This is a genomic window from Xanthobacter sp. BG11Y11_SDJG, assembly GCF_057364445.1.
Map to the genome: position 1 here is coordinate 1 of NZ_JBNFNU010000141.1, position 9,899 is coordinate 9,899.

The 9,899-nt window shown below is 69.3% G+C and carries 11 protein-coding genes and 1 riboswitch; of the genes, 4 read left to right on the forward strand and 7 right to left on the reverse strand.

Annotation, left to right across the window (positions count from 1 at the left end; all coding sequences use genetic code 11):
* Nucleotides 1-292: 292 nt before the first annotated feature.
* Nucleotides 293-1,339: a putative urea ABC transporter substrate-binding protein gene (locus tag AC2W7M_RS13020; RefSeq protein WP_486132723.1), complete on the reverse strand. Its 1,047-nt coding sequence runs from the start codon at nt 1,337-1,339 to the stop codon at nt 293-295.
* Nucleotides 1,340-1,469: 130 nt separating this feature from the next.
* Nucleotides 1,470-1,586: riboswitch (guanidine-I (ykkC/yxkD leader) on the reverse strand.
* A gap of 155 nt (nt 1,587-1,741) precedes the next feature.
* Between AC2W7M_RS13020 and AC2W7M_RS13025 the strand changes: the two genes are divergently transcribed.
* Nucleotides 1,742-2,464 carry an HAD hydrolase-like protein gene (locus AC2W7M_RS13025; RefSeq protein ID WP_486132713.1) on the forward strand — a complete coding sequence of 241 codons (723 nt, stop codon included), beginning with the start codon at nt 1,742-1,744 and terminating at the stop codon, nt 2,462-2,464.
* Nucleotides 2,465-2,480: 16 nt separating this feature from the next.
* Here the strand turns inward: AC2W7M_RS13025 and AC2W7M_RS13030 are convergent, their stop codons facing one another.
* The gene (locus AC2W7M_RS13030; protein WP_486132714.1) at nt 2,481-3,113 is read right to left on the reverse strand and encodes a cytochrome c oxidase assembly factor Coa1 family protein; all 633 of its coding nucleotides are present in this window, start codon (nt 3,111-3,113) and stop codon (nt 2,481-2,483) included.
* 205 nt (nt 3,114-3,318) lie between these two features.
* The gene (acs, locus tag AC2W7M_RS13035; protein WP_486132715.1) at nt 3,319-5,274 is read right to left on the reverse strand and encodes an acetate--CoA ligase; all 1,956 of its coding nucleotides are present in this window, start codon (nt 5,272-5,274) and stop codon (nt 3,319-3,321) included.
* A gap of 258 nt (nt 5,275-5,532) precedes the next feature.
* Between acs and AC2W7M_RS13040 the strand changes: the two genes are divergently transcribed.
* Nucleotides 5,533-5,904 (forward strand): DUF423 domain-containing protein, encoded by a 372-nt coding sequence (locus AC2W7M_RS13040; protein WP_486132716.1) that lies wholly within the window; start codon nt 5,533-5,535, stop codon nt 5,902-5,904.
* A 311-nt stretch (nt 5,905-6,215) separates the two neighbouring features.
* On the opposite strand, the gene AC2W7M_RS13045 is transcribed toward AC2W7M_RS13040, so the two are convergent.
* The 3 genes from AC2W7M_RS13045 to AC2W7M_RS13055 all read right to left on the reverse strand — a co-directional run bounded on the left by AC2W7M_RS13045 (nt 6,216) and on the right by AC2W7M_RS13055 (nt 7,819).
* Entirely contained in the window at nt 6,216-6,686 is a 471-nt protein-coding gene (locus AC2W7M_RS13045; RefSeq protein ID WP_486132717.1) for a pyridoxamine 5'-phosphate oxidase family protein, read from the reverse strand.
* Between the two features lie 66 nt (nt 6,687-6,752).
* Nucleotides 6,753-7,439, reverse strand: coding sequence for a class I SAM-dependent methyltransferase (locus AC2W7M_RS13050; RefSeq protein ID WP_486132718.1), 687 nt, complete (start codon nt 7,437-7,439; stop codon nt 6,753-6,755).
* Nucleotides 7,406-7,819: an EVE domain-containing protein gene (locus tag AC2W7M_RS13055; protein ID WP_486132719.1), complete on the reverse strand. Its 414-nt coding sequence runs from the start codon at nt 7,817-7,819 to the stop codon at nt 7,406-7,408. The genes AC2W7M_RS13050 and AC2W7M_RS13055 overlap by 34 nt, the downstream gene beginning before the upstream one ends.
* Nucleotides 7,820-8,178: 359 nt before the next feature.
* Here AC2W7M_RS13055 and AC2W7M_RS13060 point away from each other — a divergent pair, with 359 nt between their 5' ends.
* Both AC2W7M_RS13060 and AC2W7M_RS13065 read left to right on the forward strand, forming a co-directional pair.
* Nucleotides 8,179-8,478 (forward strand): antibiotic biosynthesis monooxygenase family protein, encoded by a 300-nt coding sequence (locus AC2W7M_RS13060; RefSeq protein ID WP_486132720.1) that lies wholly within the window; start codon nt 8,179-8,181, stop codon nt 8,476-8,478.
* A 120-nt stretch (nt 8,479-8,598) separates the two neighbouring features.
* Nucleotides 8,599-9,354, forward strand: a complete 756-nt coding sequence (locus AC2W7M_RS13065) for a YkgJ family cysteine cluster protein (RefSeq protein ID WP_486132721.1) — start codon at nt 8,599-8,601, stop codon at nt 9,352-9,354.
* Nucleotides 9,355-9,370: 16 nt separating this feature from the next.
* Here AC2W7M_RS13065 and AC2W7M_RS13070 read toward each other — a convergent pair.
* Nucleotides 9,371-9,899: NAD(P)H-dependent glycerol-3-phosphate dehydrogenase (locus AC2W7M_RS13070; protein WP_486132722.1), on the reverse strand; the 529-nt coding region annotated here is incomplete at its 5' end.

Sequence of the window (9,899 nt, forward strand, 5' to 3'; positions counted from 1 at the left end):
CTCACCCGCCCTCGCTGCACTCGGCAGCCCTCTCCCGCAAGGGGAGAGGGGAGGCCCCCCACGTCCGCCCCTTCCAAGCCGGACGGACGGCGGTTTTCGGTGCCCCCGTGCCCCGGCCGACTGGAGCGTCAGCGGAAGGAGAGCCGGGGCCCAGCGCAAGGAACCGCCGAAGGCGCTTCTGAACCCCGACCGCCCTGGGTTTTGCCCGCTGCGCGGGAGTCGTGCGCTGGGCCCCGGATCAGCGCTCAGGCTGCGCCTTCGCTTGTCCGGGGCGCGGAAGTGCGCCCGCCTCTCACAGCTTCCCGTCGGCGGCCATGCCCATATAGGTATCGGTGAAGCGGAACTTCACGTTCTTCGCGTCGCCCAGCACCTTGCCGCCGACAAGCGCGATGCCCACCGCGTCGGCGGACTTGGCGCCGGAGCCGAGCAGCTCCTTGGCGAACAGGAACTTGCGCACCAGGTCCATGGTGGTGCCCACCGCGGGCGAGCGCACGAACGCCACCGCCTCGGCCGGCTTGGCGAACAATTTGGTGGCGGCGAGCTGGGCCTCGAAGCCGGCGCGGTCGGTGCCGGAAGCCTTGCCCATGGCCTCGCGCGCGGCCTTGCCCTCGGGCGTGTCGGCGGTGAACAAAGCGGTCGTCTCGTACCAGATGCCGGCGAGCGCCTTGCCGAAGTCGGGGTTGTCCTTCAGCGTCTCGGTATTGGCGACCATGAGGTCCATGATCTCGCCGGGGATCTTCGACGAATCGAACACGTTGTGCGCGCCCTTGTCGGCGAGGATCTCGGACACCAGCGGGTTCCAGGTGACCACCGCGGTCACGTCCTTGGTCTTGAATGCGGCCACCATGTCGGCGTCGGAAGTGTTCACCACCTTCACGTCGCGCTCGCGCAGCTTCACCGTGTCGAGCGCGCGGGCGAGCAGATAGTGGGAGACCGAGAACTCCACCAGATTGACCTTCTGCCCCTTGATGGCGGCGAGGTCCTTCTTGCCCTTCAGGATCACCGCGTCATTGCCGTTGGAGAAGTCGCCGACGATCACCGCCGTGGTGTCGACGCCGCCCGCCGCCGGCACCGAGAGCGCATCCATGTTGGTGACGGTGAGCGCGTCGAAGGCGCCGGCGGTGTACTGGTTGATGCTCTCGACGTAGTCGTTGAATTGCACCACGTCGATCTTGATGCCGTATTTGTCGGCCCACTTCTTGACGATGCCGGCGTCGGCGGCATAGCCCCAGGGCATCCAGCCCACATAGATCGACCAGGCGACCTTGAATTCCTTCTTCGGCGCGGCGTGCGCCCGGCGGCGCGGCGAGCACGAGGCCGGCCAGGCGCGAGCGCGCAGAGGAGGCCGGCGGCGCAGGATTTGAGACGGTGCTGGATCGAGAATGGCGTGCGCATGAAATTCCCCTTCGGTTCGCGTCGAACGATTGGGAATTGGCGAGACCAGTGCCGCCAATTCCTTGGCCACTGAGGTCTCCCGGGCTTTTGTCCCGCCGTGCACCCGCGCCGGATGTCTCCCGGCGTGGTGGCAGCTCTCGGACCAGCCGCGCCCCCGCTCAGGGGACGCCGGAACCCTAGCCACCAACTCGACACCCCTTTGTGCAACCGGCATGCCAATTGTAGTCTTTATATTTTCAATGCGTTGGTGTGGCCCTGCGCCGCAGGTCTGCCAGGCGCCTGAACATATCGATCAAAAATTGAGCAATTTGCCGCATAAATTTCGGTATTGCATGCAGTTGCGCGCTTGTCCCGGCGAGACGAAGCCGCCATCTTCCGACCTATGGAGATCGCCACCGCCTTGCCGCCGAAACCGGTCTACCGGCTCGTCATCTTCGATTTCGACGGGACGCTCGCGGACACCTTCCCCTGGTTCACCACCGTGGTGAATCCGACCGCCGACCGCTTCCGCTTCCGCCGGGCGGTGCCGGAGGAGACGCACTTCATGCGCGGGCTCGACGCGCGCGAGCTGCTCGAATATCTCGCCATCGCCCGCTGGAAGGTGCCGCTGATCGCCCGCCATCTGAGGAAGCGCGCCGAGCGCGAGAAGGACACGTTCCGCCTGTTTCCCGGCGCCGAGGCCATCGTCGCCGCGCTGGACGAGGCGGGGGTGAAGATGGCCGTGGTCTCCTCCAACGGCGAGGAGACGGTGCGCCACGTGCTGGGACCCGACATTTCGGGCCGGGTGGACCAGTTCGCCTGCGGCGCGGCGCTGTTCGGCAAGGCGCGCAAGTTCGCCCGCGTGCTGGCACAGCAGGGCGTGACGCCGCGCGAGGCGCTGTGCATCGGCGACGAGACGCGCGACATCACCGCCGCCCGGCGCGCCGGCATCGCCTGCGCCGCGGTCTCCTGGGGCTATATGCGGCGCGACGTGCTGGAGGCGGCGCGGCCCGACCATTTGTTCGACGCCATGGAGGAGATCCCCGCCGCGGTGCTGGAGACGCCGGCCCTGCCCGCGCACGCCGTCTGACCGCGCCGGCCAGGGTTCAGGCGCCCATGCCGCCCGGCCGGCCGTTCCGGATGATGACGATGGGCTTCTGCTGACCCTCGACATCCACGATGAGCTGCCGGATGGTCCAGCGGCCACCCTCTCGGGTCGCTTGGGAGATCACCTGTGCCGATCCCTTCTCGCCGCGGATCGGAATGCTGAAGCTCGCCGAACCCGTGCCGTTCTGGTTGACGGCCACCTGGCCGCTGATCCAGAAGCTGTCGCGGATTTCCGGACCGAGGGCGCGGGCGACTTCGGTGTCGGACTGAACGGCCTTCATGGTCATCGCATAGGCATCGCTGCCCTTCAGAAGGCCCTGCAGGCCGAAGAACAGGCCGCCGAAGGCTCCGATCGAGACGATCCAAAAGATCAACCCAGCGATGCCCCAGGCGCGCTGGCTGCGGCGGAACTGATCGGCGCTGCGCCACGTGCGGTTGCGCCAGGCCCAGCGGTTACCCCTCAGGCCAAGGACAACCATCATGACGATGTTGACCAGGGGGATCAAAGCGAGCAGGGCAATCCAGGTCGAATTGCCGATGCCCCAAATCCAATTGAGGAAGAACGCTCCCCAATTCCAGCGGTCGAGCTCCGCGGGCAGTTCCGCCGGTTCGTTCAGGGCCTGTCGGGTCATCGATGCGCTCGTCCCCAGCTGATCGCTGCGTCCCTGCGCCGGCGGTTGCGCATGGGACAGGTCGGTGCCGTCGCAGCCCGCCGGCTCGGAAAGCCGGCGCGCCGCGATGGCGCCCCTCGGACAAGCTGGCGACGCGCATCCTGTCCCGCGCCCAGCGCGCCTCGGCGCGACTGCTGCGCGCCGAGGCGTTCGCGTTCGAACTGTCCTAAGCCGCCGTGCGCTTATTCTGGCGGTTGGAGATCAGGTCGTCCACCACGCCGGGGTCGGCCAGGGTCGAGGTGTCGCCGAGGCTCTCGAACTGATCCTCGGCGATCTTGCGCAGGATGCGGCGCATGATCTTGCCCGAGCGCGTCTTGGGCAGGCCGGGCGCGAACTGGATCAGGTCCGGCGAGGCGATGGGGCCGATTTCCTTGCGCACCCAGGCCACCAGTTCCTTGCGCAGCTCCTCGGTGGGCTCCTCGCCCGCCATGAGCGTCACATAGGCGTAGATGCCTTGGCCCTTGATGTCGTGCGGGAAGCCGACCACGGCGGCCTCGGACACCTTGGGGTGCGCCACCAGCGCGCTCTCCACCTCGGCGGTGCCCATGCGGTGGCCGGAGACGTTGATCACGTCGTCCACGCGGCCGGTGATCCAATAATAGCCGTCCGCGTCACGACGGCAGCCGTCGCCGGTGAAGTACTTGCCGGGATAGGTGGAGAAATAGGTCTGCTCGAAGCGCTCATGGTCGCCATAGACGGTGCGCATCTGGCCCGGCCAGCTGTCGGCGATCACGAGATTGCCTTCGCAGGCGCCGCTCAGCACCTTGCCTTCCGCGTCCACCACCTCGGGCATCACGCCGAAGAACGGCAGCGTGGCCGAGCCGGGCTTCAGCTTGATGGCGCCCGGCAGCGGGGTGATGAGGATGCCGCCGGTCTCGGTCTGCCACCAGGTGTCGACGATCGGGCAGCGGTCGTCGCCGACCACGCGGTGGTACCACTCCCACGCCTCGGGATTGATCGGCTCGCCCACCGAGCCGAGCAGGCGCAGGGAGGCGCGCGAGGTCTTCTTCACCGGCTCCTCGCCCGCCTGCATCAGCGAGCGGATGGCGGTGGGGGCGGTGTAGAAGATGTTCACCTGATGCTTGTCGATCACCTCCCAGAAGCGGGAGACGGTCGGGTAATTGGGCACGCCCTCGAACATCAGCGTGGTGGCGCCGTTGGCGAGCGGCCCGTAGAGGATGTAGGAGTGGCCGGTCACCCAGCCCACGTCCGCCGTGCACCAGTAGATCTCGCCAGGGTGATAGTCGAATACGTACTGGTGCGTCATGGACGCATAGACGAGATAGCCGCCGGTGGTGTGCAGCACGCCCTTCGGCTTGCCGGTGGAGCCGGAGGTGTAGAGGATGAACAACGGGTCTTCCGCGTTCATGTGCTCGGCCGGGCATTCGTCGGTCACGAGAGCGGCCGCCTCGTCGTAATAGACGTCGCGGCCGGGCGTCATGTCCACGGCGCCGCCGGTGCGGCGCACCACCACCACGTGGTCCACGCTGTCGGCCGGCAGGAGGTTGATGGCGGCGTCCACATTGGCCTTCAGCGGCACCTTGCGGCCGCCGCGCAGGCCCTCGTCGGCGGTGATGATGCATTTCGAGCCGCAATCGGAGACGCGGCCCGAGAGGCTGTCCGGCGAGAAGCCGCCGAAGACCACGGAATGGATGGCGCCGAGCCGCGCGCAGGCGAGCATGGCATAGGCCGCCTCGGGGATCATCGGCAGATAGATGGTGACGCGGTCGCCCTTCTCCACGCCGCGATTGCGCAGCACGTTGGCGAACCTGTTCACCTCGCCCGACAGCTCGCGATAGGTGATCTTCTTCGATTCAGACGGGTCGTCGCCTTCCCAGATGATCGCCACCTGGTCGCCGCGCGCCTCGAGGTGCCGATCGACGCAGTTGTAGGCGACATTGGTGATGCCGTCCTCGAACCACTTGATGGAGACGTGGCCGGGATCGTACGACGTGTTCTTCACCTTGGTGAAGGGGTGGAACCAGTCGATCCGCTTGCCGTGCTCGGCCCAGAAGGCGTTCGGGTCCTGAACCGAGGCCGCGTACATGGCCTTGTACTTGCCATCGTCCACATAGGCCTTGTGCGCCCACGCGGCCGGAACGTCATACACCTTGTCGGACATGGCCTTTGCCTCCCTGACACGGGCTGAAGCCCGCCTGTGCACTGGCGCAGCTTGAGCCGCGCATTCTTGCGGCGGATTATGGTGACGAGCCCGCGCCTCCACAAGGCACCGCGAGGCAGACTTTGGGTTTATAGCCCTTCGTCGCCCCGGCTGCGCGGCCTGCCGCCTGAAGCGCCATGCCGCAGGGCGCGCGCGTGCCCCGCACCGCGCGTGGTCCTATAGAGAAAAGTCCCCGTCCAACCTCTGCGAGGCGTGCTCATGGACCTTTCCACCCGCCTTCTTCTCGTCGTCGCCGGCCTGATGGGTGCGGCCGGCGTCGCCGCGGCTGCGGCCGCGGCCCATGTGGGAGGCGGGGAGAACCTTCTCACCGCCGCGCACTTCCTGCTGTTCGATGCCGCTGCCGTCGCCGGCCTGGTCGCCGTGGCGCTCCAGCTCGGGCGGGGACGCACGGTGCTCGCCGTCGCCGCCGCGCTGATCGCGCTCGGCGGCCTGCTTTTTTCCGGCGACCTCGCGGCCCGCGCCTTGATGGAGGTCAAGCTCTTCGGCGGCAGCGCGCCGTTCGGCGGTTCGCTGATGATCCTCGGCTGGCTGGTGGCGGCGGTGTCCGCGGCGGTCGCGCGGAAGGCGTAGGGAGCGGGAGGACGACGGGGGCGAGAGCCCGCCGCGTTTTCCCTAGACGGCCGCATGCCCCGGCTGGTCCGGTGCATCCACCGGGCCGCCAGCGGGCGGCCGGAAACGGAGCGCAGGCCCGGTCGCTGGGTGGATCCCCCGGACAAGCCGGGGGATGACGGCGGTGAGGGGCCGATGGCGGCGGACACCCCAAACCGCCGTCATGCTCCGACTTGATCGGAGCATCCATGCACCTTCCCGCTGCGCGCCCGGCCGCAATATGGGTCCTCCGATCAAGTCGGAGGACGACGGCGAACGCCCGGCGCCCAGCCTCAGAGGCGGACCTTGGCGTTGTCGCCCAGATCGGGGCGCGTGTCGGTGACCATGCTCTTGGCGAGTTCGAAAGCGCTGGCGATGTCGCCCTTGCCGTCCCAGTATTCCGCCGCCTCGGGCTCCACCTTCAAAAGGATGGCGTTCGGGTCGTCCGGACCGCCGGGGAAGAAGGCTTCCATGTAGGAGGACCAGATGTCCCTCACCTTCGCCTGGTCCTCCACCACGCGCGCGCGTCCGGACACGGAGAGGTGGAAGTGGTCCGAATGGTCGACGAAGGTCAGGCACACCTGCGGATCGCGGGTGATCTCGTCGTCCTTGGCGCTGCGGCGGTCAGTGACGAACCAGATGGCGCGCGCCTCCTCTTCCACCACCGGCGCCATGGGCCGCGCGCGCAGGCGCGCGCCGTCGCGGTCCACCAGCATGCAGTCGCGCTGCTTGGCCATCTTGCGCCAGATCTCGTGAACGTCCATCGCCGCGCCTCCTCGTTGGGGTTTTCAGGGGCAACGGCGCGGGCGCGGCGATGGTTCCCCGCCGGGTCAGGCGCGCGGCCGAAAGACGCTGGTGCGCTTGATCTCCATGTCCTCCAGCTCGCGCGTCACCGGCACGCTGTATTCGGCGAGCTTCTCCAGGGCGTCCTTCGGCAGATAGGAGCGGCCGGGATCGCCGATCAGCACCACCGCCCCGCGCGCCGCAAGCGCCAGCAGCCAGGCGAACACGCGCGCCGCGAGGTCGCGCTCATAGGCGATGTCGCCGGCGAGCACTACGTCCCAGCCCGCGTCCGCGCCGATCAGGTCCGCGCCCCGCGGCGTGAGCGCGACGCCGTTCGATGCCCCGTTGAGGGCGATGGCGGCGCACGCGAACGGGTCGATGTCGGCGCAGTCCGCGCTCAGCGCCCCGGCCTTCATGGCGGCGATGCCGACGAGGCCGGAGCCGGAGGCAAAATCCAGCACCCGCCGGCCCGCCACCAGGCCGGGATGGTCCAGCACATGGCGCGCCAGCGCCTGCCCGCCGGCCCAGGCGAAGGCCCAGAAGGGCGGCGGCAGGCCCATCTCGCCCAATTCCTCCTCGGTGCGATGCCAGATCGGCACCGCCTCGTCGGCCACATGGAGCGAGATTTCCGGCACCAGCGGCACCGGGCGCAGGCGGGTCTCGGCGCGGATGAAGGCGTCGGGATCGGCGATCGCGCGGCTCAAAGGCCGCCCATGGCGCAGACGAGGTCCCATTCCGCGTCGCTCACCGGTTGCACCGAGAGACGGGAATATTTCAGCAGCGCCATCTCGTGGAGGCGCGGCTCGGCCTTGATGGCGGCGAGCGTCACCGGCGTCTTCAGCGCCTTCACGGCCTTGATATCCACCATGACGAACTTGCCGGTGGCGTCGGAGGGGTCGGGGTAGGCCTCCTTGATGACCTCGACGATGCCGACGATCTCCTTGCCCTCGTTGGAGTGGTAGAAGAAACCTCTGTCGCCCTTCCTCATGGCCATCAGCTGCTGCTTGGCGAGGTGGTTGCGCACGCCGTCCCAGTGGGTGCCCTTCGCGCCGGCCTTCACCTGCATCTCCCACGACCACTTGAACGGTTCGGACTTGTAGAGCCAGTGGGCCATGGCGCGCTCGCGGCTGAAAGGTGGATGGCAAGAAGGCGGCCGGGCGGCCGGGATCGCAAGGCCTCCGTCTTGCCGGCTCCGGCCAGGCTTGGCAAGGGCGCCGCCGTGCCCCGGACCAGCGAAACCGCAGGTGGAGCGCCGAGCCGGGGCCCAGCGCAGGACTCCCGCGCAGCGGGCACCAAGTCCGCGGGCGGTTGGTTTTGGCAGCGCCTTCGGCGCATCCTTGCGCTGGGCCCCGGCTCTCCTCCTGCGCTGTCGCGCCGTTGCCGTCGGCCGGGGCGTGGGGCGGCGCCTTGCCTCGCCGTACCGCGGGGCTATGGTACCGGCGCGCCGGACGACGGGCGCCAGGGAGAAGACGCATGGTCTATGAGAGAGCCGTGATCGAGGTGAAGGAAGGCAGCGAAGCCGCCTTCGAGGCCGCCGTGCAGGAGGCCGCCCCCTATTTCCAGAAGGCGCGCGGCTGCTCTGGCCTGGCGCTCCAGCGTTCGGTGGAGCAGCCGACCCGCTACGTGCTGGTGGTGAAGTGGGACACGGTCGAGGACCACACCGTCCATTTCCGCGGCGCGCCGGAATTCCAGGAATGGCGTCGCCTCGCCAGCCCGCATTTCGCGAGTCCGCCCCAGGTGGAGCATTTCTCCGAGGCGCTCACCTGCTTCTGAGCCGGGTCCCGGCTGCCCCCCTTGCCCGCCGGCCGTTGCGCTCGCTCAATGCGGCGCCGGCGGCGCGGCTTAGCCGTCTTCCGATCGGCGCCGTGGCGGCGCCGCGCACGGGAGCGGCGCATGGCCTCCACCTCTTCGTCCGACACGGCCGACGGCGCGGGGCCGGCGGATTTCTTCCGCGCCCAGCGCGCCGCCTTCCGCGATACCATTGCGCGCTTCGCCGGCCGTCCCGATCTGCTCGACCGCATGTGGATGCAGGCGTTCAGCTCCTTCGAGCACAATGTGGAGGCCGAGACGCAGGGCCTGCCTGCGCTCGCCTGCCACAAGGGCTGCGGCACCTGCTGCCAGCTCCAGGTGGTGGCGACCATGCCCGAGGTGCTGATGGTGGCGCGCTATGTGCGCGCCATGGCCGGCGGCTTCCGTAAGGCGGGGGTGGACCTGCGGGACCGCCTCGCGGACGCCGGCCCCGCCGAGGCGCCCGCCCATCCCATGGCGCTCGGGCGCGAATGCCCGTTTCTCGCCGAGGGCCTGTGCGTGATCTATCCGGTGCGGCCCATGGCCTGCCGGGGCCACGCCTCGTTCGACAAGGAGGCGTGCGTCTCGGCCCTGTGCGGCGGCGCGGAGGATGTGCCGGTCTCGGGCGCGCACCGGGCGGTGCGGGGCCTGGTCCAGAGCGCGCTGCAATCGGCGCTGCACGATTCCGGCCTGCCCTGGGGCGTCTATGACCTCGTGGGCGCGCTGCGCCTCGCGCTGGCGCGTGATGACGGCGAGGCGGCGTTCCGCGCCGGCGAGGATTTCATGCTGCCGGCGGCGGCGGACGGCGCGGTGCGCGCCGACATGGGCGCCGCCTTCGACCGGATCGGCGCCTTGGCCTGAACCGTCTGGCGGAGGCTCAGGCCTCCGCCTTCTGCGGCCGCGCCATGAGCGCGTCGATGGCCCCGTCCACGGTCAGCCGGCCGGACAGCACCGCGTCGACCGCCGCGCTCACCGGCATGTCGATGCCGGCGGTGCCGGCCATCTCCACCAGCACCTTGGCAGTGAAGGCGCCCTCGGCGAGCTTGCCTTGCGGCGCCGCGCCCGCGCCCAGCGCCTGTCCGAGCGCGAAGTTGCGCGACTGCGGCCCGGAGGCGGTGAGGATCAGGTCGCCGAGCCCCGACAGGCCGGTGAGCGTCTCCGGCTTTGCCCCGAAGGCGCGGCCGAAGCGCACCAGCTCGGCGAAGCCGCGGGCGATCAGCGCCGCCTTGGCGCTGGCCCCGAGCCGGCGCCCCTCGACGATGCCGGCGGCGATGGCGAGCACGTTCTTGGCGGCGCCGCCGATCTCGACGCCGCGCACGTCGGTGGAGAAATAGAGCCGCAGCGCCGGGCCGCCCAGCGCGTCGCACAGCCGCTCGGCGAGGCCCGCCTCACAGGCCGGCGAGGTG